At 72.1% G+C, this 25,079-nt stretch carries 19 protein-coding genes and 1 pseudogene; 6 read left to right on the forward strand and 14 right to left on the reverse strand.

Features of this window, described 5'->3' with window-relative positions; translation table 11 throughout:
• Positions 1-36 precede the first annotated feature (36 nt).
• Entirely contained in the window at positions 37-1,593 is a 1,557-nt protein-coding gene (locus tag B6R96_RS30250) for an AMP-binding protein (RefSeq protein WP_081524178.1), read from the forward strand.
• Positions 1,594-1,637: 44 nt separating this feature from the next.
• On the opposite strand, the gene B6R96_RS30255 is transcribed toward B6R96_RS30250, so the two are convergent.
• The 6 genes from B6R96_RS30255 to B6R96_RS30280 form a co-directional block, all read right to left on the reverse strand.
• Positions 1,638-2,570 (reverse strand): cytochrome P450, encoded by a 933-nt coding sequence (locus B6R96_RS30255; protein WP_237291551.1) that lies wholly within the window; start codon positions 2,568-2,570, stop codon positions 1,638-1,640.
• Positions 2,571-3,094: 524 nt separating this feature from the next.
• Positions 3,095-3,646: a streptavidin gene (locus B6R96_RS30260; RefSeq protein ID WP_081524180.1), complete on the reverse strand. Its 552-nt coding sequence runs from the start codon at positions 3,644-3,646 to the stop codon at positions 3,095-3,097.
• Positions 3,647-3,979: 333 nt separating this feature from the next.
• Positions 3,980-5,089: an aryl-sulfate sulfotransferase gene (locus tag B6R96_RS30265; RefSeq protein ID WP_081524181.1), complete on the reverse strand. Its 1,110-nt coding sequence runs from the start codon at positions 5,087-5,089 to the stop codon at positions 3,980-3,982.
• A gap of 52 nt (positions 5,090-5,141) precedes the next feature.
• Entirely contained in the window at positions 5,142-6,140 is a 999-nt protein-coding gene (locus tag B6R96_RS30270; protein ID WP_053704952.1) for an ABC transporter substrate-binding protein, read from the reverse strand.
• 108 nt (positions 6,141-6,248) lie between these two features.
• Positions 6,249-6,968 carry an ABC transporter ATP-binding protein gene (locus tag B6R96_RS30275; protein ID WP_053704953.1) on the reverse strand — a complete coding sequence of 240 codons (720 nt, stop codon included), beginning with the start codon at positions 6,966-6,968 and terminating at the stop codon, positions 6,249-6,251.
• Positions 6,965-7,744: an ABC transporter permease gene (locus tag B6R96_RS30280; RefSeq protein ID WP_030388257.1), complete on the reverse strand. Its 780-nt coding sequence runs from the start codon at positions 7,742-7,744 to the stop codon at positions 6,965-6,967. Before B6R96_RS30280 ends, B6R96_RS30275 begins: the two co-directional genes overlap by 4 nt.
• Before the next feature lie 151 nt (positions 7,745-7,895).
• On the opposite strand from B6R96_RS30280, the gene B6R96_RS30285 reads away from it, so the two are divergent.
• Positions 7,896-8,465: a helix-turn-helix domain-containing protein gene (locus B6R96_RS30285; RefSeq protein ID WP_030388258.1), complete on the forward strand. Its 570-nt coding sequence runs from the start codon at positions 7,896-7,898 to the stop codon at positions 8,463-8,465.
• Here B6R96_RS30285 and B6R96_RS30290 read toward each other — a convergent pair.
• Both B6R96_RS30290 and B6R96_RS30295 read right to left on the reverse strand, forming a co-directional pair.
• The gene (locus B6R96_RS30290; protein WP_237291552.1) at positions 8,449-12,282 is read right to left on the reverse strand and encodes an nSTAND1 domain-containing NTPase; all 3,834 of its coding nucleotides are present in this window, start codon (positions 12,280-12,282) and stop codon (positions 8,449-8,451) included. The two genes, B6R96_RS30285 and B6R96_RS30290, sit on opposite strands and share 17 nt — an antisense overlap.
• Positions 12,283-12,504: 222 nt before the next feature.
• Positions 12,505-12,867, reverse strand: coding sequence for a hypothetical protein (locus B6R96_RS30295; RefSeq protein ID WP_081524183.1), 363 nt, complete (start codon positions 12,865-12,867; stop codon positions 12,505-12,507).
• Positions 12,868-13,144: 277 nt separating this feature from the next.
• On the opposite strand from B6R96_RS30295, the gene B6R96_RS30300 reads away from it, so the two are divergent.
• The 3 genes from B6R96_RS30300 to B6R96_RS30310 all read left to right on the forward strand — a co-directional run bounded on the left by B6R96_RS30300 (position 13,145) and on the right by B6R96_RS30310 (position 16,210).
• Complete coding sequence (locus tag B6R96_RS30300; RefSeq protein WP_078972352.1) at positions 13,145-13,702, forward strand: DM13 domain-containing protein; 558 nt, start codon at positions 13,145-13,147, stop codon at positions 13,700-13,702.
• A gap of 241 nt (positions 13,703-13,943) precedes the next feature.
• Positions 13,944-15,116, forward strand: coding sequence for a right-handed parallel beta-helix repeat-containing protein (locus tag B6R96_RS30305; protein ID WP_443070021.1), 1,173 nt, complete (start codon positions 13,944-13,946; stop codon positions 15,114-15,116).
• A gap of 35 nt (positions 15,117-15,151) precedes the next feature.
• Positions 15,152-16,210 (forward strand): methyltransferase, encoded by a 1,059-nt coding sequence (locus B6R96_RS30310; protein WP_030388263.1) that lies wholly within the window; start codon positions 15,152-15,154, stop codon positions 16,208-16,210.
• Between the two features lie 129 nt (positions 16,211-16,339).
• Here B6R96_RS30310 and B6R96_RS30315 read toward each other — a convergent pair whose 3' ends face one another.
• Together B6R96_RS30315 and B6R96_RS30320 are read right to left on the reverse strand one after the other, a co-directional pair.
• On the reverse strand, positions 16,340-16,591 hold the full coding sequence (locus B6R96_RS30315; RefSeq protein WP_030388264.1) for an acyl carrier protein: 252 nt from the start codon (positions 16,589-16,591) through the stop codon (positions 16,340-16,342).
• 13 nt (positions 16,592-16,604) lie between these two features.
• The gene (locus B6R96_RS30320; RefSeq protein ID WP_079404222.1) at positions 16,605-17,786 is read right to left on the reverse strand and encodes a SchA/CurD-like domain-containing protein; all 1,182 of its coding nucleotides are present in this window, start codon (positions 17,784-17,786) and stop codon (positions 16,605-16,607) included.
• A 103-nt stretch (positions 17,787-17,889) separates the two neighbouring features.
• On the opposite strand from B6R96_RS30320, the gene B6R96_RS30325 reads away from it, so the two are divergent.
• Positions 17,890-19,635 (forward strand): FAD-dependent oxidoreductase, encoded by a 1,746-nt coding sequence (locus B6R96_RS30325; protein ID WP_384506665.1) that lies wholly within the window; start codon positions 17,890-17,892, stop codon positions 19,633-19,635.
• Between the two features lie 76 nt (positions 19,636-19,711).
• Here B6R96_RS30325 and B6R96_RS30330 read toward each other — a convergent pair whose 3' ends face one another.
• From B6R96_RS30330 to B6R96_RS30340, 4 genes and pseudogenes are all read right to left on the reverse strand, one after another.
• A complete protein-coding gene (locus B6R96_RS30330) occupies positions 19,712-20,251 on the reverse strand; it encodes a hypothetical protein (protein ID WP_081524185.1) in 540 nt (179 codons plus the stop codon).
• A complete protein-coding gene (locus B6R96_RS38295; protein WP_335755574.1) occupies positions 20,248-22,263 on the reverse strand; it encodes an amidase domain-containing protein in 2,016 nt (671 codons plus the stop codon). The genes B6R96_RS30330 and B6R96_RS38295 overlap by 4 nt, the downstream gene beginning before the upstream one ends.
• 150 nt (positions 22,264-22,413) lie before the next feature.
• Positions 22,414-24,183, reverse strand: a pseudogene (locus B6R96_RS38300) (DNRLRE domain-containing protein); the annotation flags it as partial.
• Positions 24,184-24,398: 215 nt separating this feature from the next.
• A complete protein-coding gene (locus B6R96_RS30340) occupies positions 24,399-25,013 on the reverse strand; it encodes a TetR/AcrR family transcriptional regulator (RefSeq protein ID WP_053704960.1) in 615 nt (204 codons plus the stop codon).
• Between the last annotated feature and the right edge of the window lie 66 nt (positions 25,014-25,079).

Raw genomic sequence — 25,079 nt, forward strand, 5'->3', positions numbered from 1 at the left:
ACCACGAACGGCCCGGGCCGAGTGAGGGAGACCGTCATGACGATCGCCGGTGGGTTCCTGGCGCACACCACGAAGTCACCCGACCGGGCCGCCCTCGCCGTCGGCGACGCAGCCGGGCGGCGGTGGAGCTACGGCGCGCTGCGGCGCGGCGCGCTCGCCGTCGCCCGGGCCCTGCGCGCCGAGTTCGGCCCCGCTCCCGGACCCGCAGTACGCGTCGCCGTGCTCCTGGGCAACCGTGAGGAGTTCCCCCGGATCTTCCTGGGAGCCGCCGTCGCCGGCATTCCGGTGATGGTCCTCGACCCCGCGTGGAGCGCCGCGGAACTGGCCGCCGTCCTCTCCGACACGCCCCCGGCCCGGCTGTTCTGCGAGAGCGCCGACGGGCCGCTCGCACGACTCCTGCCCCCGGACGCCCTCGTGGAAGTGGCGGGAGGGGGCCTCGAAGCGTGGCTGCGCCCGCACCACGAGGAGCCTCGGGAGCCCGACGCCGACGCCGACGCCCGCCAGGAGTTCGCCGAGGTGCCGCACGGCGCACCGTTCTACGTCGGCTTCACCTCGGGGAGCACCGGCCGCCCCAAGGGGGTGGTCCGCTCGCACCGCTCCTGGCTGCGCACCTTCGACCGCTACACCGCCGAGTTCGGCATCGGCGCCGGCGACACGGTGCTGCTGCCCGGCTCGCTCGCGCATTCGCACTTCCTCTTCGGGCTCGTGCACGGGCTGCACGTCGGTGCGACCGTCCGCCTGATGCCGGCCTTCGACGCGGGACGCGCACTCGACCACATCGAGCGCCACGGCGTCACCCGGCTCTACCTCGTGCCGACCATGTTCCAGGCGCTGCTCGAACACGCGCGCCGGCAACCGGGCCGGCGGTTCCCCGCGGTGCGCTCCCTGCTGTCGGTCGGCGCGAAATGGTCCCCGGCCAGCCGTGCGACGGCCGCGGACCTCTTCCCGAACGCCGACGCCGTGGAGTTCTACGGCTCCACGGAGCTCAGCCTCGTCTCCGTGCTCCACGGCGACGACGACGGTCCGCGCGAGTCGGTCGGCAGACCGGTGGCCGGTGTGGAGCTCTCGCTGCGCACGCCCTCGGGCGAGGCGGCCGGTGTGAACGAGCCGGGCCAGGTCCATGTGCGCAGCGACATGCTCTTCACCCGGTACCTGTCCGCCGACCATGTCGAAGCACCCGATGCGGACGGCTGGTTCACCGTCGGGGACATCGGGCGCGTCGACGAGCGCGGCTATCTGCACCTCGTCGGCAGGAAGCAGGGAATGCTGATCAGCGGCGGGCTCAATGTGTACCCGGAGGAGGTCACCGCCGCCCTGCTGCGACTGGAGGAGATCGCCGAGGCCGCGGTCGTCGGACTGCCCGACGAGCGCTGGGGCGATCTGGTGTGCGCGGTGGTCAGGTGGCGGCGCGGGGCCCGTCTCGGTCTCGCGGAGCTGCGCGAGCGGGCCTCGGCCCACGTGTCGCGGCAGAAGTGCCCCCGGCGGCTCTTCGAGACGGACGAGCTGCCCCACACCTCCAGCGGGAAGATCGACCACGGGCGGGTACGGAGCCTTCTGCTGGACGGCCGCCACAGCATGCGGGAGGTGCGGTGAAGCGCACCGGCCGATGGCCGCGGCGGCCGACTCCGTACGGCTTCTCAGCCCCGCTCCACCAGTACCTGCAACGGGGCGCGGAACGAGAGCAGGGCCAGCATCCGCGGCGAGGTCCCGTCCGAGAGCCGCAGGTCCGGCAGGCGGGCGGCCGTCATCCGCATCACCACATCGGCCTCCATCCGGGCCAGTTCGGCACCGGAACAGCGGTGCCGCCCGATGCCGAACGACAGGTGCTTGCGCACATTGGACCGGTACGGGCAGAGCTGTTCGGGCTTCTCGAAGACCTCGGTGTCCGAGCCGGTGGACGACAGCATCAGCAGCAGCGGCGCTCCGGCCGGGAGCTCCACACCGGACAGGGTCATCGGCCGGCCGGTGACCCTGCGCCAGGTGGTGATCGGCGGATCCCGGCGCAGCACCTCCTCGGTCCAGGGCGCCACGGTCGCCGGCTCGGCGGCGAACTGCTGCCACAGACCGGGCTCCCGCAGTGCCCTGCGGTACATGGTGCTCAGCATCTGGGTGGTCGTCATCTGACCGGCGATGATCATGAAGTAGACCACCGCCGCCTTCTGGGTCACGCCCAGCGGTTCCCCGTCCGGCAACCGGTGCTCGGCGAGCGCGCCGAGCAGCGTGCCGGCCTCGGGCGCCGGCTGCGAGACGAGGTCGGTGAGCCAGGAGTAGAAGGCGGCGGCCTCGCGGGCCAGCGCCACCTCCCGCTCGCCCCGCGGCCGCCCCCAGAACAGTTCCAGGGAGGCGTCGCTCCAGCGGGCCAGGGTGTCGATGTCCACGTCGATGGCCGATTCCAGACCGAGCAGCCGCAGCATCACCCGGAAGGGAACGTCCCGGGCGATGGTCGTCGCCAGGTCGCACGTGCCGTCGGCGGCCAGCCGCCCTTCGACGTCGTCGAGCGCCTCCGCCACGACCTTCTCGACCATCGGCATCGAGGCGTTCACGGCCTGGGCGTTGAACAGCTTGGTCATGATGCGCCGATAGCCGGCGTGGCTGTCCGAGCTGTTGTTTGCAAGTGTTTGCGGGAGGTCGAACCTGACTCTCGCGAGGACGCGAAGCGTCTGTACCGAGAATCGCCCGATCGCGTCGATCGCATTGTCCGGAAGGAAGTTCTCCGGGTCGAGCAGAATGGACCGCACGTCCTCGTATCGGCTGATCAGCCAAAGTCCCGTGTTCTCGTCGAACTTCACGGGTTCGTTTTCCCGGAGTGCCGCCATCGCCGGATATGGGTCGAGCGCATATCCCTGGTCGAAAAGATCCACACTGTCAACGGGCATTGCCAACATCACGTCAATTCCACCTTCCCCCGTTCGAAGGTATCAAGCCTTGGTGATCGCGCTGAATACCGGCCGGGGAAGAATCTGTGTGAGCCGCGTCTCGCGCGGACGCCGCCCTGGGGCGGGGCCGCGGACGGCGGGCCGTCCGAAGTCAGGTCTGCGGACGGCCCGCACGTGAGCGGTCCGGCGTCCCGGCACCCGCCGGTGCCCGGACGTGACTACTGCTGAGGGGCGTCGAGCGGGTTGCCGTTGTTGATGCCGGCCTTCTTCGCGGCGTCGATGGAAGCGGCGGACGGCTTCACCTTGGTGAAGGTGTCGTGGCCGACCAGGGTGGACTTCCAGGCGTTGGCCTCGGTGGTGCCGGAGGTCAGCAGCCACTGGGTGTTGATCCGGGCCTCGGTGCCGCCGACGTACTGGCCGCTCCACGTGGTCGCGGAGTGGGCGTTGCGGTAGTTATTCTTCCAGGCCACCGTCCAGCCGAGGGCGGTGCCGCTGCCGTCGGTGGCCGGGGTGCTGTCGTAACGACCGGTCAGGACGTAGCGGCTCTCGGCGTTGCCGACGGCCGACTCGTAGGTGCCGGTGAGGGCGCCGTCGGCGCCCGCGGTCACGATGAAGGTCGAGCCGAGCTGGTTGTACCAGGTGCCGGTGATGCCCGCCTCGGCGGCGGAGACCTGGGCCTTCGAGTCCTTGGAGGGGTCGGCCGAAGCGCTGGCCGTAATCGAGATCGTGGTCAGGGAAACGGCGATGGCGGCGACGACGATCTTGCGCATGTGAGACACGAAAAAATACTCCCCTAGTTGTTGCCCGGCGAGGGACGGAAGGCGCGCATGTGGCGCGCGCCCGCCGTATCCCGCCCGTCAAGGTTTGTGACCTCGGCCGTGCACCTGGCGGTGTCGGTGAACAAACAGCAGTGCGGCATGTGTCTTTGGCGGCAGAACTGGATGGTCGAGGTCCGGGTCGATGGTTGCCAAGGGCACATGTTCGGTGTAAATCGTACTAGCCTTCACAGGGTTCTCAACAACATTTTCTGCAAAGCAATTTCGGCCAAAGAATGGCCGAGTCCTGTCGGTGACTTCGTCAACTCGGCCCGGCCGGGGTATCCCTCACAGCCAGGGGATCTGCTCGGCCGCGTACCGGTGGGCGCGGAAGACCGAGTTCTGGGCGCCGGCCGAGGACTCCAGGCCCACGCCCTCGCCGAAGGACCGGAACTGCGGGACCACGAACTCCCACACGACGTCCCCGTCCGGCGTCACCTCGAAGAGCCGGCCGAAGGAGCCCTCCGCCACGAAGGTGTTCCCGTTGGGCAGGCGCTGCGCGCTGGACATGTACGGGCTGAAGAAGTTCTGCGGCGGGTTGTCCTCGTACGACCACACCTCCGTGCCGGTGTGCGGGTCGAGCTCCAGCACCCGCGAGTACGGCACCGAGGTGGTGTCGCGGTAGGTTCCGTTGTCGAAGACCAGCAGGGTGCCGCCGGGCAGTTCGTGCGGGTGGTGCTGCTGGGCCAGCACGTCCGGGCCGATGCGCCACTGCACGGACCCGTCGGCGCGGTCGACCGACACGGTGGTGGACGCGCTGCGGAAGCCCACCACGATCGAGCCGTCGGCGCTCTCGTTGACGGTGTTGGCCATCGGCCAGTGGTTGCGGGCGAAGTGCCGGTTCAGCGGCACCTCCTCCGGGTCCAGGTGCTCGATGGCGGCCCAGCGCCACACGATCTCCCCCTCCCAGGTCAGCTCGTACACCACGTCCCCGTAGATCACCCCACCGGGCGCCTCGGACCCGGGGATGCCACCCCTGATCCGGGCCGCGTCGGCCGGGTCCAGTGGCTCGACCGCCCCGATGATCAGGTTGCCGTTGCGCAGGATCGAGGCGTCGTGGTGGTGGAAGGGGTGCCGGACCTCGCGGAGCACCGTGGAGTCGGGCGCCAGCTCCTGGAAGATGCCGCCGTGGTAGACGTCCCAGATGGGGAACAGGGTCGGGCCGGTGGTGTCCTTGGCCGCGTAGAAGAGGTTGCCGCCCGGCAGGAGCTGCGCCTGGCGGCCGGGCGGGTGCGGGGAGTTCCAGGTGTGCGCCGGCCGGCCCTCGATGTCGACGAGGTGGATCTCGCCGGCGCTGGTGATCGGCGTGTAGAGGGTGAGGCCGCCGTAGCTGCGCTCGGGGTCGTGGGCGATCAGGCCGACGCCGCGGCGGCGCACGGTGTTCTGGTCGACGGTCATGAACATCTCCTGGGAGTGGTGGGGCGGGTGGGGCGGGACGGGGTGGCGTGGCTCAGCGGACGGTGACGGCGGCCGGGTCGGCGGCCGTCAGGGGTCCGGGGTTCAGGTACCGCAGCAGCGCGGCGCGGTCGGCGGCGCCGGGCAGTTTCTGGGCGGCCTTGGCCCAGGCCGCCTCCTCCTCCAACTGCGCCAGCAGTTCGGGGGAGAGGGTGGCGCCGTAGGTGTAGCGCGGCTGGTAGGCGTCGACGTAGGCGGCCTGGAGGGCGCCCTTGGACTGCGTCAGTACGGCCTTGCGGGCACGGGCCGGGTCGGCGCCCAGTTCGCGCTGGGCGCGCAGCAGCGTGCGCAGGACCGCGGTGGTGCTCTCCTCGTTCGCGGAGGGGCCGGCGACGAGGAGGGTCCTGGCCGTGTACCCGGTGAAGGGCAGCTCGGCGTAGGAGCCGCCGAGGGCGGTGCGCGCGGCGTCGTAGAAGCTGGGGAAGGTGACCCCGGCGTCGATGTCCCCCCGGGCCAGCGCCGAAGTGACCTGGTTCGGGGCGAGGTTGACCACGGTCACGTCCGCCGCCGTCAGCTGCGCCGAGGCGAGCATGCGCGACAGGGCGTACTCGACGTTCGTGCCCTGCGGAACCCCCACCTTGCGGCCCTTGAGCGCGGCGAAGCCGGTGATCTGCCGGTCGGTCCGGGTCAGGAGGCGCCAGTCGGAGAACCGGGACAGGTCGGCGACGACCCGCAGCTCGCGCCCGCCCAGGGCGGCCGTCACGGCGGGCAGGTCGCCCACGACGCCGAGCTGGGCCTGGCCGCCGAGCACGGCGTTCAGGGCGTCCCGGCCGGTGGGCTGGGTCGTGACGGTGGCGCGTACGCCCTCGGCGGCCCAGAGATCGCCGTCCTCGGCCACGTGGACGGGGGCGCCGCCGAGGTAGTCGCTCGCGGCGAGCGTGACGGCCGGGCGGTCGCCGGCGGCCGTACCGGACGGGGAGCCGGCGCAGGCCGTGGCGAGCGGGGAGAGCAGGGCGGCGAGCAGTACGGCGGCCACCGCGCGGGGTCCGGGCATGGTGAACGGTCCTTTCCTGGACAGGGGTGTGGTCGTGGGTGCGGTCGTGGGACGGGACGGTGGGGCGTGGTGCTGGGCGCGGTGGTGGGCGCGGTGGTGGGCAGCGGTTCATTCGGAGCCGAGGTGGCGGGCGATCAGGGACCGCAGGTCGGGATCGGGTGCTCCGGCGGGCACCGCGTGGTCGGCGAGCACCCGCCCGGGACTCCCGCCGAGGACGATCACGCGCCCGGCCAGCGCCAGTGCCTCGTCGATGTCGTGCGTGACGAACAGGACGGTGGTGCCGCGGCGCTGCCACAGCTCCCGCAGCAGGCTCTGCATCCGGGTCCGGGTCAGCGCGTCCAGTGCCCCGAACGGCTCGTCCATCAACAGCACTTCGGGTTCGGCGGCCAGCGCCCGGGCCAGCGCCACCCGCTGCTGCATCCCGCCCGACAGCTGGGCCGGATACTTCTGCGCGCCGTCCGCGAGCCCCACCTCGGCCAGCGCCGCGAGGGCGCGCCTGCGGCGCTCCGCACGCGGCAGACCGAGCCGCTTGAGGGCGAACTCGACGTTGCCGCGGGCCGTGCGCCACGGGAACAGCGCGTAGTGCTGGAAGACCACGCCCCGCTCGGGGCCCGGCCCGCGCACCGGCTCGGACCCCGCCGTCACCCGCCCCGCGGTGGGCCGGACGAATCCCGCCACCAGGTTGAGGACCGTGGACTTGCCGCACCCGCTGGGCCCGAGCAGCGCCGTGAAGGAGCCCGCCGGGAACTCCAGGTCGGTGCGCTCCAGGACCGGGGCGGCGCTCCCGTACCCCGCGGACAGCCCCTCCAGCCGTACTTCGAGGCTCATGACGCGCTCCAGTGCACGAACCGGCGGCCCACGGCGGCCAGTACCAGGTCGACGGCCACTCCGAGCAGTCCGAGCACGAGCAGCCCCGCGAACATCCGGTCCACCCGCAGGAACTGGCCGTCCACCTGGAGCCGGTACGCCAACCCGCTGTCCGCGCCGCCCAGTTCGGCCGCCACCAGCGCGAGCAGGGCCACCGAGGCCCCGTAGCGCAGCGCCGCGAGCAGGGCGGGAGCGGCGGCGGGCAGCAGCACCTCGGTGAACCGCCGGTGCAGCGGGGCCCCCAGTGACCGGGCCGCCCGCAGATGGGAGACCGGCACCCGGGACACCCCGTCGTGGACGTACAGCCAGACGGCGAGCAGCACGGCGTAGGCGATGAGCAGCCGCTTGGCACTCTCGCCGATACCGAACCAGGCGGTGGCGAGCGGGACCAGCGCGATGGCCGGGATCGGCCGCAGGAAGGAGACCAGCGGGGTCACGGCGGCGGACACCGCCGGCAGGTAGCCGGTGGTGAAGCCGAGCGCGCTGCCGATGACGGCGCCCAGCGCGAAGCCCTGTCCGGCCCGGGTCAGGCTGGCGCCGAGGTCGGCGGCCAGGGCGCCGCTGCGGGCGCTGTCCGCCAGGGCGGCCGCGGTCCGGCCGGGTGTGGGCAGCAGTCCCGGTGCCACGCTGCCGGAGCGGGCCAGCAGGTACCAGAGGGCGAGGACGACGCCGGCCGTGCCCAGGGCCGGGCCGAGCCCGGCGAGGCCTCGGCCGGGGGGTGAGGGGGTGGCGTGCACGGGGCGGCTCCTCGTTCGTTCCGGATGTCTGCTCCGGACCCGTTGATAAGTGAGGTCAATAATTGCCACGCTTATGAAGGGAGTGTTGCGGCAGTGCGAAACCTGCCGCGGCCCTCCGGCGCCGCATGCGCGATGAGGTACGTTCACCTGCGTGTCTCGCCCCGAACCCACGCCCGAAGCGATCGAGGTCGGACGGGTGATCCGCGGCTGCCGCAAACAGCGCGGCGTCTCCATGGCCGTGCTCGCCACCCGATCGGGCCTCTCCCAGCCCTTCCTCAGCCAGCTGGAACGCGGACTCGCCACGCCCAGCCTCAGCTCGATCTACCGGATCGCCGAGGCCCTGGACGTCACCCCGGGCACCTTCCTGCGGCCGCCCGGCCGGCCCGGCGCCGTCACCCACGAGAGCGACCCCCAGGTGATCCGGGTCGACGAGACCGCGGGGCAGATCGCCCGGGTCCTCATCCCCGGCGGGCGCAGCACCCTGATGGAGGCCTACGAGCACCACTTCGAGCCCGGCAGGGGCGAGCGCGGCTGGTTCGAGCACCCCGGCGAGGACTTCCTCTACGTCCTGGAGGGCGAGATCGTGCTGGAGGTCGAGGGCGAGGAACCGCTGACCCTGCGCGCCGGCCAGAGCGCCCACCACCGGGGCGAAGTCCCGCACCGCTGCCGCCTGTCGGGCCCGGCCGCCGCACGCACCCTCCTCGTCATCGCGAACGCCTGACCCCGAGGGACCAACCCCCGTTCCGCCCCTCGGAGCCGGCCGTCTCCCGCAGCCGGCCGATCGCCGCCAGCCGCGCCCCGACGTCCAGGTCCCACAGCCGCACGGTGCCGTCCGTACTGCTGCTCGCCACCGTCCGCCCGTCCGGAGCGAACACGACGCCCCACACCGCATTCGCATGACCGGACAGCGCGGCCACCGTCCGGCGCCCCGCCACGTCCCACAACCGGACCGTACGGTCGTTGCCGCTGCTCGCCAGCGTCCGGCCGTCGGGGGAGAAGGCGATCCCGCGCGCCGAACCGGTGTGCCCGGACAGCGCCGCCTCGAAGCGGTGCCGCCGCGCGTCCCACAGCCGTACCGTCCCGTCGTTGCCGCTGCTCGCCAGCGTCCTCCCGTCCGGGCTGAAGGCCACACCGCGCACCGCACCCCGGTGGCCGGTGAGCACGGCCAGCGGCCGGCGCGCCACCACGTCCCACAGACGGACCGTCAGATCGTCCCCGGCGCTCGCCAGGGTGCGCCCGTCGGGGCTGAACACCACGTCGTTCGCGAAGTCCGTGTGACCGGCCAGGACGGCGAGCTGCCGGCGCCCCGCCACGTCCCACAGCCGTACTGTGCCGTCCGACCCGGCCGAGGCCAGGGTCCGCCCGTCCGGCGAGAAGGCCACCGCGAACACGGTGCCGCTCCGGCCGGTGAGCACCGCCGACGGGCCACGGGCCACCGTGTCCCACAGCCGGACGGTGCCGTCGGAACCGGCCGAGGCCAGCGTCCGCCCGTCGGGGGCGAACGCCACCGAGAACACCGTCTCGCTGTGCCCCGAGAACGTGGCCAGGACCCGGCGCCCCGCGACGTCCCACAGCCGTACCGCGTGATCGGCCTCCGCGGTCGCCAGCCGCTTCCCGTCCGGGCTGTACGCGGCGTGCCAGATCTCCGTGAACGGTCGTGAGGTCAGCGCCGCGCCCCGCAGGTCCCACAGCACCACCGACTGGTCGAAGCCGGCGGTGGCCAGCACCGCGCCGCGGCCGTCCACGGCCACCCCGAGGACGTAGTCGGTGTGCCCGGCGAGCGTGGCCGCCGCCCGGCCCCCGGCCACGTCCCACAGCCGGGTCGTGCCGTCGCCGCCCGCGCTGACGACCGTCGTCCCGTCCGGTGTGTAGGCGACACCGTTGACGTCGTCGCTGTGCCCGGTGAGCGTCGCGGTCGTGCGCCGCCCCGCCACGTCCCACAGCCGTACGGTGCGGTCGACGCCCCCGGTGGCGACCGTACGGCCGTCCGGTGCGAAGGCCGCGCCCAGCACCTCGTCGGTGTGCCCGGTGAGGACCGCCAGCGGACGGGCCTCCACCGCGTCCCACAGCCGTACCGTCCGGTCGGCGCCGGCCGACACCAGGGTCCGCCCGTCGGCCGCGTACGCCAGGGCGTTGACCCGCCCGGTGTGACCCGCCAGGGAGGCCACGGCGCCGTGGTCCCCGGCGGCGTCCCACAACCCGATCGTCCCGTCCGCGCCGGCGACGGCCAGGGTCCGCCCGTCGGGCGCGAAGGCCACGGCCCGGGCGCCCGCCGTACCGGCCGGGAGCGGCGTGCCGCCACCGCCACCGCCGGCGGTGTCCCAGAGCCGGGCCGGCCCGTCCGTCGACGTGGCCGCGAGCGTCCTGCCGTCGGGGCTGAAGGCCACCGCCCGCACCCGGCCGGGCAGCGTGAAGGTCGCCGTCGTCCGCCCGTCGGACACCCGCCGCAGCATCACCGTCCCGTCGGAACCGGCCGTCGCCAGCGTCTCGTTGCCCGGCGCGAAGGCCACCGCGTTGACCGGGCCGCCGTGCCCGCCCAGGCGGGCGATGAACGGCTGGGACTGGGTGCTCAGCAGGGCGCCGCGCGCCTCGCTCGTCGCGGAGGTCCGGTACGCCTCCCCGGCGAGCAGCATCGAGGCCTCGGGCCGGCCCGCGGCCAGCGCCGCGGACTGCAGGGCGAGCGCCCGCGACCGCGCGACGCGCTCCTGGCCGAGGGCGCCCGCGCGCTGCTCGTAGGCGAGGCCCCCGGCGCCCACGGCGAGGACCAGCAGGACGACCAGCGTGGCCAGCGTCCACTGCCGCAACCGCACCTGGCGCCCGGCCTGCCGCTCCCGGCCCTCGTGCGCCTCCTGGCTCGCCCGCAGGAACGCGGCCTCCAGCGGGCCGAGCCGGCTCCTGCCGTCGTGCTCGTCGGCCCAGGCCCGGGCGGTGTCCAGCCGGGTCCCGCGGTGCAGCGCCGACGGATCGCGGCCCTCGCGCTCCCATTCCGCGGCGGCGTGGGCCAGTTGCTGGTGGATCAGGAGCCCGGCCCGGTCGGCGCGGATCCAGCCGCGCAGCCGCGGCCAGGCGTGCAGCAGCGCCTCGTGGGTGATCTCGACGCTGTCGCTGTCCATGGTGATCAGGCGGGCCCGGACGAAGGTGTCGAGCGCGGCCGCGGCGGGGCCCGCGTCGGCCAGCTGTTCCATCAGTGCGGTCCGGCTCATCCGGCGCCGGGTGGCCCCCGTGCCGTCGGCCACGTGCACCAGCCGCACCAGGACGCGGCGGAGCGTGTTCTGTTCGGCCGGGTACAGGCGGGTGAACACCTCCTCGGCGGTCCGGGCGATCGCGCCCTGGATACCGCCGGTGCGCTCGTACCCGGCGACGGTCAAGGTGGCGCCCTCGCGCTGGCGCCAGGTGGCCAGCAGGGCGTGGGAGACCAGCGGCAGCACCCCGGAGGGCGTCCGGTCGGGCGGATCGTCGCGCAGGCCGGCATCGCGCAGCAGCAGCGGGAACAGGCCCGGTTCGAGGGTGAGACCGGCGAGCTCCGCCGGGCGGGTGATCGACTCCCGCAGCTCCGCCGGGGACATCGGGGCCAGGACGAACAGCCCTTCCGTGAAGACCGGGGCCAGTTCGGGCAGGTCCAGACAGTTCCCGGAGAAGTCGGCCCGTACGCCGAGCACCACGACGGCCGGGTCGAGAACATCCGGCCCGGGACCGTCCGGCCCGGGACCGTCCGGCCCGGGACCGTCCGGCCCGGGGCGTGCGGCCGCCAGCGCGCAGAGCACCCGGACGAAGGCGCGCCGCTCGTCCTCGTCGCAGCAGAGCGTGAACAGCTCCTCGAACTGGTCGACGAGCAGCACCGGACGGGGCGGCGGCGGCCTGCGGTCCGGTCCGTCCGCCGGGGGAGGGCCCGCGAGCCGCCGGACGGCCTCGAGCAGCGCGTCCGGCCGCTCGCGCAGCTCGCCCGCGGTGAGCCCCGGATCGCCGCCCAGGACTTTCGCGGCGCAGCCGAGCAGCTCCTCCAGCGGATGCGCGGTGGGTGTGAAGCGCAGCACCGGCCAGGTGTCGGAGCCCGGCATCGGAAAGCCGCCGCGCCGCAGCGCCGGTACGAGACCGGCGTTCAGCAGCGAGGACTTGCCGGCGCCCGACGGGGCGACGAGCATCAGCGGCCCGCTGCCGACCCGCTCGAAGACCCGCTCGGTCAGCTCGGCCGTCGCCCGCTCCCGCCCGAAGAACCACCGGGCCTCCCGCGCCGTGAAGGCGGGCAGGCCGCGGTAGGGGCACTCGCCGTCCGCCTGCGGCCCGGCGGGCGGACCGGTGCCACCCGGCCCGTCCTCGTCGTCGTTGCCGCGCGGACCCGTTTCCCGGACCATCCGCAGAAGTTCACCGCCCGCCCGCAGTACGTCGTCGCAGCGCCGCGCGACATCGACGGTGACGCGCTTCGAGCCGGTCTCGATCTTGCTGAGATAGCCCTTGCTGTAGTGCGTCTGCCGTGCGAGGTCCGCGAGGGACAGGCCGCGTTGCACCCGCAGACGTCGCAACTGAGCGCGGAAAGGCATCGCGGCATCGTCGGAGTCGTGCTGGTGACCGGTCGTGCGCCGGTGGTCCGGGTCCCCCAAGACATCCCCCATGGACGTGCGAGCCCAGGCAGCGGTCGGGCAGCGCCCAGGGTAGCGCGGGGGTGGGGTGGACGGCCGCCTCTTCGGGCCGGTATGACCAGCACACGAGCGTGCGGAGCGGCCCTGCCGGGGGCTCCGCACACTGCCGTGACGGGGTTGCCGCTAGGGGTTGAGCCGGACCGAGTTGATGGGGGTGAGGTCGGCGTAGACACCGGTCTTGGCGGCGATGTTGCCGCCGCAGTCCTGGCCTCCCAACCCCCTGCACAGATTTGCGGTCGCACCGCCGTACTGGTTGTTGAGCACCCAGTGGTTCCCGAACTGGTTGCTCAGGTTGTGCGCCCCGTAGGCGTAGAAGATGTGCGTCGGCTTGACGGCCGGGTTCTGGTTCTGAGGGTAGATACAGACCGCCCCGTCCGGGCAGCCGGCCCATGCGTCGGCCGGCTTCGCCTCGACGGTCCCGCTGAGCGCGATCACGGCGACGACGGAGGTGGCGAGCGCGGCGGCGCCGCGGAACAACTTGCGCATGATTTCCCCTTGTGGTGCTTGCCTCGTGCTGACGGCTTCAGCCTGCCCCGGCCGTGCACCGGGGTCGACGGGTTGCCCGTTGCCCAACCCGTGCCCGCCCGGGAAACCCCCTGCCACCAGCGCGGACGCCGGGCAGTGGGCAACGGCCCGGCCGGTGGACGTAAGACTTTCGTCATCGGTGCGGACATGGCGCACGGCGGCGCGACCGCGTTGAATCGCCGAGGAGAGAACGAGTGGGGAAGAGGGAACGGCAGTGACAGGCACAGGCACAGGGGTAGTGGCAGGGCGACGTCGACGGCTGTGGGCCGGAGTGTCGATCGCGGTGGCGGTGGTGCTGGCGGCGGGGCTGTACTGGCTGCAACCGTGGAAGCTGTGGCAGGACGAGACCGTCCGTGAGGCGCTCCCGGCCGCCGTCGCGCCGTCGGACCCCGGGGCGACCGCGGCCGTACCGGGCGCCGTACCGGGTGGCGCCCCCGCCGCCCCGGTGACCGTCGCCCGCGGGACGCTCATCAGCCACGAGCACAGCACCACCGGCGAGGTGGCGCTCATCCGGCTCCCCGACGGGTCCCACACGCTGCGGCTGACGAACCTCGACACCAGCAACGGCCCGGATCTGCGGGTCTGGCTGACCGACGCCCCGGTGAAGGAGGGCGTGGCGGGCTGGCGCGTCTTCGACGACGGCAGGTACACCAGCCTCGGCAAGCTCAAGGGCAACAAGGGCGACCAGAACTACCCGGTCCCGGCCGACGTGAAGGTGGCCGATTTCACCAGCGTCACCATCTGGTGCGACCGCTTCGACGTCTCCTTCGGCGCCGCGACGCTCGCCCGGGTGTGACGCCCCCGCGGGGGCCGTCCGGGCCGGGCGACACGCCGTGGGCCCGGAGCTGATCGGGCGTCACCCCGTTCGGCCGTCGTCCGGAGTACGACTATCCACTCCTCCGGACGTCAAAATGCGGCCGTTTGCCCACGGGATGTATCCATCCGCTCACACGGTGTGGCGGGAGGTCGTCATGGCCCATAACTTCGGGATCGTGACGAACCGACAAATCAAGTCCCTCACGTGCATCGCAGTCGTCATGGCCGCAGGTCTCGGCGTGCTCACGCCCTCCGCCGCCGCTGCCGGACGCCGGGTGCTCCCGGGCGACTCGATCCAGGAAGCGGTGAACTTCGCCAGGCCGGGCGACATCATCACCGTGATGCCCGGCACCTACTACGAGAACGTGCTGATCACCAAGAGCGTGACCCTGCGGGGTTACGGCGCCCGTACGGTGATCAAGCCGCCGGTCACGGCCACCACCCCGGGCACGCCGGTCGCCCCGGGCACGCCGGTCGCCCCGGGCACGCCGGTCACCCCGGGCACGCCCGTGGCGCCGCCGGAACCCGGCGCGTCGGGGGCGCCGGTCCCGCCCGGGGCGGCGAAGGCCCCCGTCGCACCCGGGTCGGCGGCGAACGGACGGGCCCTCACCTGCTCGCAGGCCGACACCGGCATCTGCGTCATGGGAACGGCCGAGCAGCCCGTCGTCGGCGTGGACATCCGCTCGCTGACCGTCTCGGGGTTCAAGCGCAACGGCATCTGGGCCTCCCACACGGACCGGCTCAGCGTCCAGCGGGTGATCGCCGAGAAGAACGGCACCTGGGGCATCGCCCAGGAGCGGTCCACCCGTGGGCTCTTCCGTGACAACACCGCGCGCGACAACGCCGAGTCGGGCCTGTTCATCGCCAACACCGTCGACCGCGAGGGCGGCGCCACCGACACCCTCGGGGCCGTGGTCCGCAGGAACACGCTGACCGGCAACCGCATCGGCGTCACGGTCAGGCGGGTGCGGAACCTGTCGGTCTACGGCAACACCGTCACCGGCAACTGCGGCGGCGTCTTCGTCGTCGGCGACGAGGGCGAGCCCGGCGCCGGAGACATGACCATCCGCAACAACCGGATCCACGAGAACAACAAGTTCTGCAAGGGCAACAGCCGCCTCCCCGACATCCAGGGCGTCGGCATCGTCCTCACCGGGGCGGAGGAGACGGTCGTGCGGTCGAACTCCATCCGCGGCAACGTCGGAGCCTCCCCGCTGTCGGGCGGAATCCTGCTGTTCAAGAGCTTCGTGGGCGCGACGAACACCGACAACGTCATCCGGGACAACGACGTGCGGGACAACAAGCCGGCGGACCTGGCCAACCAGGGCACCGGATCGGGCAACCAGTTCCTCAACAACCGGTGCGAATCCTCCGTACCGGCCGGGATGTGCTGACGCGTGAACCCCCTGATCAGCAGAAGCGAGGCCCCATGACCACGGTAAGTCCCACCTCCACCCCGATCCCCGCCCCCCAGCACACCCCCCAGCCCGCCATGCGGATGCGGGAGCTCGTCTTCGGCGCGGCCTGCGCCGCCGCCGTACGGGCCGCCGCCCGCCTGGGAGTGGCCGACGCCCTCGGGGAGTCGCCCGCCACCGCGGCCGAGCTCGCGACCGCGGTCGAGGCCGAGCCGCTGCCCCTGCAACGGCTGCTCCGCGCCCTGGCCTGCTACGGGATCTTCGCGGAGACGGAGGACGGGCAGTTCGTCCACACCGAGATGTCGCGACTGCTGCGCGAGGACGACCCGCACAGCCTGCGCTACATCGCCCTGTGGTGCACCGAACCCTGGACCTGGCAGGCCTGGCCGCGGCTCGACGACGCCGTCCGCTCCGGCGGCAGCGTCTTCCAGGAGCTGTACGGCAAGGGGTTCTTCGACTACCTGCACCAGGACGCGCACGAGTCGGCCCACGTCTTCAACCGGGCCATGACCACCTCCAGCATGCAGTCGGCGCTGGACGTCGCGGAGCTCCTCGACCTCACCGGGATCGAGGTGGTCGCGGACATCGGCGGCGGCCAGGGGCACGTCCTCGCGAGCCTGCTGGAGAAGCACCCGACGGTACGGGGCGTCCTGCTCGACCTGCCGGGCGTGGCGGCCAAGGCGGACCCCCGGCTGCGGGAGGGCGGCGAACTCGCCGCCCGGGCGGAGATCGTTCCCGGGGACTGCCGTGAGGCCATCCCGGTCGACGCCGACATGTACATCATCAAGAACATCCTCGAATGGGACGACGACAGCACCCGCAGGACGCTGAGCAACGTCGTCGGTGCGGCCCGTCCCGGATCCAGGGTCGTCATCATCGAGAACCTGGTCGACGACAGCCCGTCGATGAAGTTCACCACGGCCATGGACCTGTTGCTGCTGCTGAACGTCGGCGGCGCGAAGCACACCAAGGCCAGCCTCTGCGCCCGGATGGCGGACGCCGGACTGGTGATCGGCGAGATCCGGCCGGTCAACGCCTACCTGCACGCCTTCGAGTGCACCGTGCCCGGCTGATGCCGGCCGGCATAGCACGGCAGCCGGCTGAGCCCGGGAGGGCCGTCGGCCCGGACACGCCTCGAGACCGGCACGGAGCCGGTCTCGGGGACGTGTCCGCAGCGCCCGGGGCGCCCGGGCGTCGCGGCTTCAGGCCGCCAGGGCGTTGTTGACGAGGTCGAGGAACTCGCGCGGCGACTTGCAGCGGTCCGCGTCGGCGGGCAGCGGCCGGCTGTGGCGGTTCTCCAGCTCACCGACGATGCCGAGGAGTCCCAGGGAGTCGAGCCCCCACTCGTCGAAGCCCGAGTCGGGGCGGCTCGCCATCGCCGCGGGGTCGACGGTGACGCCGGCCCCCTTCTTCATCAGAGCGGCCAGTTCTTCCATGGTCAGTCGAGCGGTCATGACGGACAACTCCTCAGGCTTGGACCGGCGTGCGCCGGTCGGTGATCAGGCGCATTTCAGAGCGCGCGAGGAAGCGTGAGATCTCCTGGTCGGTGGTGGGGACGCCGTCCTTGGCGCTGTCGAGCAGCCGGGCGAGCACGGCGGCCTTGTGGCTGCCCTCGACGCCGAGGGCCAACGCGGGCCGCGCATCGAGCGGGCCGCGCAGATCGAGGAGCCGCACGACGATGTCGTCGCGCTGGAAGACGGTGCTGGCTTCGACGGGGCACGCCGGGTCGTCCACGGCCGCCTCGTCCTGCCCGGCCAGCAGGCGGGCGAGGGCCATGCCGCACCCGTCCTTGGCCGGGTAGAAGAGCGCGTGCCGCCCGACGTCCGCGGTCTCGCGGCCACCTGCGGCCACGTGGTGCACCGCCGGGAGCGCCGCCCGGGTGAAGAACATGCGGGCCGATCCGGGGTCGCTGAGATCCCGGTCCTGCTCCAGGTACGGGTTGATGGCCTCCTCGAGCGCCTGCACCTCGGGCTGGAGGGCCACGTGGCGCAGTGCCGCGAGGAGGTCGCCCTCCACCTCGACCGCCCGCACGACCCGGTTGCCGTGCATGAACAGCGAGGTGCGGCGCAGCCGGGTCGTCTCGTCGACCTGGGCCTGCGGGGAGGTGTACCCGGCCAGCAGCTCGGCCACCACGGGCTCGCTGCCCGGCTTGACGGTGAAGGTGAGCGCGTGGCGGACCACGCCGTCCCCGCGTCGGGGAGCCACCTGGAGATGCCCGCGGGCCCCGTCCGCGGCGCCCGCGGAGGCGGATGCGGAGGGGAAGGCGGAGAGCGGGACGTCGAGGGAGGGGAGGCCGGGGTCCGGGCCCTTGCCGGTCGCCCGCAGCACGCTGAAACGCAGCGAGCGGGTGTCCCGTACACAGCCGTGGAGCGGCTGCACCGACGCGACGTGTTCCTCGCTGTTGACCCAGGCCAAGAACCGCGGTGCGCTCTCCCACTCACTGGTGATCAGCCACTGCGACGGATTCTCGATCGACTGGCACAACTCGTCGCGGATGTGCCCGGGGACGGAGGACACCTGCTTGCGCAGATGTTCGTACACCTCCAGAAACTGGTTCTGCGCTCCGTCGTACAGATCCAGCAGCAGCACGACCCGAAGCCTCGAGCCGTCGAAGGCGGACTGGGATATCCGTTCCGACAAGGTTGTCATCGTTCACACTCCTTCGAGACCACACGGTCGCCACGGGGCGGCGCCACCCGAACCCGATCGTTGTCCCGTAATCCCTGCGGCGCGAGATGAGAGAACCAAGCGGGTGAACGAGCGAGGGAAGGGGCCTCGTACAGGGCATGGAAGAGCCATGAAGGAAAACGTCGACCACCACGTCCCGGTCCTCATCGTGGGCGGCTCGCTGGTGGGTCTGTGCACCTCGCTCTTCCTCGGCCGGCATGGCATCAGGCACATGGTGGTCGAGAAGCACGCGGGTACCTCGATGCACCCACGCGGACGCGGTATCAACGTTCGGACGATGGAGCTGTTCCGGGTCGCCGACGTCGAGGGCCGGATCCGGGAGGCCGCCTCGGTCCTGGCGGACAACCACGGCATCCTCCAGGGCGGCTCGCTGACCGGGGACGATCAGGAGTGGCTCTTCGAGCAGATCGACCCGGGTGGTGCGCTCGCTCGCTTCAGCCCGTCGTCCTGGTGCCTGTGCAGCCAGAACGACATCGAGCCGGTCCTGATGTCCGTGACGCCCTCCCTCGGGGCCGACCTGCGGTTCTCCACCGAACTCCTCTCCTTCGACCAGGACCCCGGCGGGGTCACCGCGATCGTGAAGAACCGGGACACCGGGGAGCACAGCACGGTCCGCGCGGAGTACCTCGTCGCCGCCGACGGGCCGCGCAGTCCGGTGCGCGAGCAGCTGCGCATCGGCCAGAGCGGCTCCGGGGACCTCTTCCACAACGTGAGCATCACCTTCCGGTCCCGGATGCTCGCCCACGTGGTCGGCGACCGGCGCTTCATCGTCTGCTACCTGACCAAGCCCGACGCCGACGGGGCCCTGCTGCCGGTCGACAACGCCGAGCGGTGGGTCTTCCACGCGCCCTGGCACCCGGACCGGGGCGAAACGCTGGAGGACTTCACCGACGAGCGGTGCGTCGAGCACATCCGGCGGGCCGTCGGCGCACCCGACCTGGACGTCGAGGTCACCGGGAAGGCCCCGTGGCACGCGGCCGAGCGGGTCGCCGAGCGGTACGGGGCCGGCCGGGTCTTCCTGGCCGGTGACGCCGCCCACGAGATGTCCCCCACCGGGGCCTTCGGCTCCAACACCGGCATCCAGGACGCCCACAACCTCGCCTGGAAGCTCGCGGCGGTGCTCAACGGTACGGCCGGGCCGGGGCTCCTGCACACCTACGAGGCCGAGCGGCTGCCGGTGGCCCGGGCGACGAGCGAGCGCGCCTCGGCCCGCTCCGCGGAGCACAGCCACCCGGGGTACGAGCCCGACCCCGAGATCCTGCCCGCGATCGAACCCGAACCGGAGCCGGGGCCGGGGCCGGGGCCGGACGCCGCGCCGCGCGCCGGCGGCCGCCAGGGCGGCGTCCTCTCGGTGGCCATGGGCTACCGCTACAACCGGGGCGCGGTGCTGGGAGCCGACCCGGAGCAGCCCGTCGTGCCCGACCGGATGCGGCTGACCGGCGAGCCGGGCAGCCGCGCTCCGCACATGTGGCTCTGCGGGCCGGGGGAGCCGGAGCCGAAGTCCACCGTGGACCTCTACGAGCGCTCCTTCGTCCTGCTCAGCTCCGAGGACACGCCGTGGCGCGCCGCGGCCCGGTCCGTCGCGGAACAACTGGGCCTGCCCCTGGACGCGTACGCGATCGGCACCGGACCGGAGGCCGACCTGATCCCCGCCAACGGCGGCGACTGGGCCGAGGTGCACGGCACGACCCCGCAGGGCGCGGTCCTCGTCCGCCCCGACGGCTTCGTGGCCTGGCGCTCGGCCCAGGCGGTGGCGGACCCGGAAGCGGTCCTCCATGAGGTCCTGACCACCCTGCTGGACCGGGCCTGACGCACCACGCCGAAGGGCGCCGCCCCGTGGATCGCTCCACGGGACGGCGCCCTTCGGCCTTCGAGACCGGATCAGGTCACGGCACCATCTTCGAGCCGCGTTCGCCCGGCGTCTTCGGCACCCAGGGCTGAACGGCGGTGGCTTCACCGGGGTCCGGCTCGGCCATGTTCACCCCCCAGACCTCCTTGTCCTCGCCCTCCAGGCGCACGGGACGGACGTGGATCTCCTTGATCTGCCCGGTGCCGTGCAGGTAGAGCACGACGGTCTGCCGGTAGGAGCCCTCGTCGTAGAACTCTGCGGTCACCTGCCCGCCGGCTCCCTTACGGAACGCGTCGATCCAGTTCTTGGCGGTCTTCTCGGCGACGCCCTCGCCCCGGTCGTCGGACGTGAGCGATGCCAGCTCGTCGGCCTTCCCGTCGGCGATCCGCCACACCACCTGCTGGGTGATCCCCAGCGAACCCGTGGACGGATACCCGACGACCTTGAGCGGCGGATGGCTGCTGTAGTCCCCGGTGTAGTTCGCCTCTTCGGAGGCGACGTCCCCGGAGCAGGCGGTCAGCATGCCGAGCGCCACGGCGGACACGAGCGCGGCCCGCAGAGCCGGAGCCCGCCTCACCGGGACCTCGGCCTCAGGGCGGCGATCTCCACGATGTCTCCGTTGTTCCTGGCGATGATCTCGGGCAGGGTACTGAGCGGCGCGTACCCGTGCTGGGCGATCTTGACGGTGCCGCCCTGGATACCCCGCACCACGGCCGTGTGGTTGTAGATGTTCTCACCCCTGTACAGGAAGAACAGAACGTCTCCGGGGCGAAGATTGTACGAGCGGTTGACGTAGCCCGGCTGGCGGTAGTTGAACAGGTGGGTGAAGAGCCCCTGGGCTCCGGCCCAGGTGCGGCTCTCCCTCGGCATCCAGCTGAAGGTCGGGTTCCGCCACCAGACGTTGCTGTTCTTGTACCAGCCGGTGCGCATCTTCATGCCGCCGCCGTAGTAGAGCGACTTCGACACGAAGTTGGCGCAGTCGATGCCCCGGTACTCCGGCTTGTCATAGGCGTGGGTCAGGGCCCAGCTCGCGGTTCCCGAACCGTTGACGTACGCGGCCGTACGGACGCCGGCCTCGGACTCGCCCGCCAGCGGGAAGCCGTCGGTGCCGAGCGCGATGGGGTCGATGCCGGTCGGCACCTCCGGTGTTTCGGCCGGAGTGGCGGTGACCTGTGATCCCGCCGCGGCCGTGGTGGACAGGGTCTGCCCCGCCTCGATGTCGTCGGACTCGCTCTCCAGCTTCGCCGCGCCCGCGACGACGTTGAAGACGAACCGCCGGTAGACCCGGTTCTCCGAGACCTCGTCGACCCCGTTGACCCGCAGGGTCACCGTCTGGACGACGGTGCTCCGTACGAGTACCCGACCGGCCGCGCCGTTCAGGACCGTGGTGTCCGCGAGGGCCGAGGACGCACCGATGTAGGCCTGGTTCTGCGTTTCCAGGCCCTCGCGCGTCCCGACCACGGGGTCCTCCTGCACGCCGAGCAGATCCCTGAAGACCGCCGCGTGCGGGGATTCGGCAGCGGCTTCCTCCGCGGTGAGGCTCACCCCCGTCACGACCTTGTTGCGGGCGCTCAGGTACGCCTGGACGTAGTCCTTGTAGCGCGTGGTTCCCCCGGGCACGGAGGAGCCCTGAACCGGCGCACTGCGGGACACCGGGCTGCTGCCCACGGCGTTCTTCGCCGTCACGGCGACACGGTAGGAGAGGGCGTTGTCCAGTCCGGTGAAGACGGCACGCGGTACGGTGCCCTCCGAGGTGGCGACCACGGTGCCGTCGGTCTTCTCGGCCTTGGCCACGTACGTGGTCTCGCCGTTCGCGCCGGTGTCGGTGGGCGGGTTCCACGTGGCGAGCAGGCCCGCGTCACCGGCGGTGGCGAGGACGTCGTTGACCGCGCCGGGGGTGACCGGCGGCAGGTACTCGATGGTCAGCCTGGGCCGCTTGGTGGCGTCCGTGACCGTTCCCGAGTGGTACGAGGCCGCCGCCGCGGTACCGGGAACCGTAAGGGCTATGCCCTGGTTGGTGCCCCGGTCGATCCAGGACTGCACCAGCATGCCGAAGTCGACCTCCGCCAGGACGGTGTCCGTGACGTAGCTCTCGTCGCCGGCCGCGGCGAGGAGGTCCTTGCCGCTCTGCGCCGCGGTCCAGGCGGTGGAGAGCTCGTACACGCCCGGCTTCTGCGCCACGCACTGCGTGGTGCAGTCGGACCTGGTCAATGACAGCTTGGCCGAGGTGACCCGGGCCCCCGCCGGCAGCGCGGAGAGGTCCGCCTTCACGTGCGTTGCCCACAGGTGTCCGTCCGCGGTGCCGATCCGCAGCTGGTCGGCCGGCGGCGTGGCGCAGCCGGGCGTGTCGCAGTCGGTCGGGGCGGACGTGCCCGCGAGAGTGGCGCCGGTGAGGGTCAGGGACTGCGTGGCGGGCATCTGCGGCAGCGGCTGCTGGCGGACCGTCAGGCTCTGTTCGGCCGACCAGGGCGAGCATCCGACGTTGTCACAGGCGCGTACGGACCAACGGTACGTCGCGCCGTCCGTGAGCTTGCCCTCCGGGATCTCCAGGGCGGCGCGACTCCCGCTCTCCACACTCACGGGGGGCATCACAAGGCCGGGGACCGGGTTCCCGGCCGCGTCCTTCAGCGAGAACTCGGCCTTGACCCGGGTCTGCGCGGGGGACGTGGCGACCGCGGACAGGATGGGCGTCAGCGTCTGCTGGGCGCCGGCCTGGAGCTCCTGCGGGACGTCGGGCAGCGGGCTGACCGTGAAGGTGGTCCAGTTGGACCAGGGGGACCAGCTGTTGCTGTAGTGCGTGCCGTCGTACGGCGAGGTGCGGAAGCGGTACATGCGCCCGTGCTGGAGCACGCCCGCGGGTACGACGACCGACGCCGGGGTGCCGGCCGGGACGTACGGCGAGACCAGTGTGTTGCCCACCTGGGTGTTGGTGGCCGCGTCGAAGATCTGGAAGGTGCCGTTGACCGTGTCGCCGTCCTTGTCCGCGAACGTGTCGCGCAGGGTCGGCGTCGTCGTCTCGACACGCCAGGCGGGGGTCTTGTCCTGGATGAACGGAGGACCGGCTTCCTGCTTCGTGCCGGTCTGCGGGCGGTAGTTGTAGGTCACCGTCAGCTTGGGCGGGTTGGACGTGGCGTTCGCGGAGTTGACCCGCTTCCACTGCCCGACGACCGACTCCGAGGTGGCGCGCAGGCCCATGCTGGACAGCGGAGCCTTCGCGGACGCCCACGTCTGCACGAGGGTGGTCACGTCGGCGTTGATCCAGCCGTCCGGCGCCGAGCCGCAGCCGGGGTTGCCCCGGGTCTCGGTGGAGGTGGCGTACTTGGTACCCATCGCGGGCTGGTTCGTCCAGCGCGACGCGGTGCTCGGGGCGGCGGAGTCCCAGACCTCCCACGGCTGCGCGACGCAGTCGGTGTTCCCGGAGTGGAAGTTCCACAGGGACAGCTTGGCGTCGGAGACCAGCGCGTCGGCGATCGGCGCCGTGTTCCAGGTGATGAAGGAACGGGCGGTGCGGAAGGTGCCGTTCGCGTTCTTGGTGCCGGGGTTGCCGAGGTCGAGCTCGGTGTCGTTGGACCAGTCGACGGTCTCGCCCTGCTGGACGTAGGTGTCGAAGACGTTGCCCAGCGAGGAGGTGGAGGGGTCCACGGTCACGGGGTACTTGGTGGCCGGGTCCGCGAGGAACTTCGCGTCCGGGGTGACGACCAGGTCGACCGTGCCCCTGCCCTGGACCACCTTCATCGCCACAGGCACCTTGCGGGTGTGCTCACCGGAGACCGGATCGACCGTGGAGTCCCACATCACCGGCGCCGGCATGACCGCGGTCTTCTTGCTCTTGCGGTCGGTGAACTGCACGCTGCCGTCGGCCTGCTGCTCCACCTTCAGGCCCTTGGCCACCAGCGGCAGGGTGTACGCGTAGTTCTCGCCGGCCGGGCGCTGCTTCAGCTCGACGAACTGCTCGAATCCGGCGCGCGTCGCTTCGATCACGACGTCACCGCCGGCGACGGCGCCCGTGTACTCGGCGCGGGCACCGTCGAGCTTCGGGGCCGGCAGGGCGCCCTTCCACTGGAGGGTGATCTGCTGGTCGCCCTCGCCCAGGGTGACCAGGTCGGTGCTGATGAAGCTCGCCGACGGCGCGGCCGAGGGGGCGGCCTTGGCCATCCGCGGGAGGCTGCCCGCGGCCAGCTTCAGGCCCTGCGGGTGGGCCTTGGACGCCACGGAACCGTCCGAGCCGCGGGCCAGGGTCACATCGACGCTGCGCCATCCGCGCGCCTGCTGGTCGTAGAAACGGATCGGCCCCGCGGCCACTTCGGTCGTCAGGGTGCCGTTCGGGTTCACCCACGTGGTGGAGGTCTCGGAGCGCTCCGAGACGGCCTCCACGCGGTGGCCGGCGGTCCGCGCGGCCACCCGGGCACGCGCGAGGTTGACCTCTTCGGTCACCTTACCGGTCTTGGTCGCGGACCCGGCCGGAGCCGCGCCCGCCGTGTTCGAGCCCTGGAGCAGGGTGGCGGTCACGATGAGGGCCGCCCCGCCCGCTATCCAGTGCGAGGTACCCCAGGGCCCTCTCCCACGGCGTGGCGCCGCGGAGAAACGAGTAGCCATACTTCCTCGGTCTTTCGGTGGATCATCGAGTGATCTCGATACAGAGAGCTGCAACGTAGCGCCCTGATCAGGCAGTTCGATCCGGTAAACGGACAACCGGGACACAACTCGACGGGTAGTGAGGTAATTCACGCCATGGCTGGATCTGGTCCCTCGTCGATGAGGCCCGTGACGTGGTCGGTGATCATGTCGAGGATGTCCGCCGAGATCCTGTCGTCGCCGAGGACGAGGTGGTTCAGCGTCAGTCCGTCGGTCATGGCGGCCAGATAGCGGGCCAGCACGATCACGGGTACGCGGAGTTCGAGGGCCATGTGCCGGCGGAGGTCTTCGATCAGCTCGGTGTAGGTGTCGCAGTACCGCTCGTACTGCCGTTGCGCCAGGTGCTCGAAGCCCGGCCGCCGCAGGGCGTACTGGGTGAGTTCGTACGTGAGCATGTGCTCGCCGGGGCGGTCGGACACGTGGTCCCAGTACGCCTGGAAGCCCGCCCGGACGGTCTCCCGGAGGGTGGCCCTCGGCCGGATCGCCTCGCGCACCAGCGTGACGCTGTGATCGGTGATCGCCGCGATGACGGATTCGAGCAGGGCCTGCTTGGAGTCGAAGCAGTAGTGGAAGACGCTCAGGGACACCCCGGCCTCGGCGCAGATCGACCTGGTCGTCGTCGCGGCGACGCCGTCGCGGGTCATGGCGCGGATCGCGGCCTCGGTCAGCTGTCTGCGCCGCTCGGCCGAGGGCATCCGTGCCATGGGCGTTCCTTTCGGTCGTGCTGTGCGGTGTGCGGTGTGCGGTGTGCCCCGGTGCCCGGTGCTGCC

It is taken from the genome of Streptomyces sp. Sge12 (assembly GCF_002080455.1).
GTDB lineage: Bacteria > Actinomycetota > Actinomycetes > Streptomycetales > Streptomycetaceae > Streptomyces.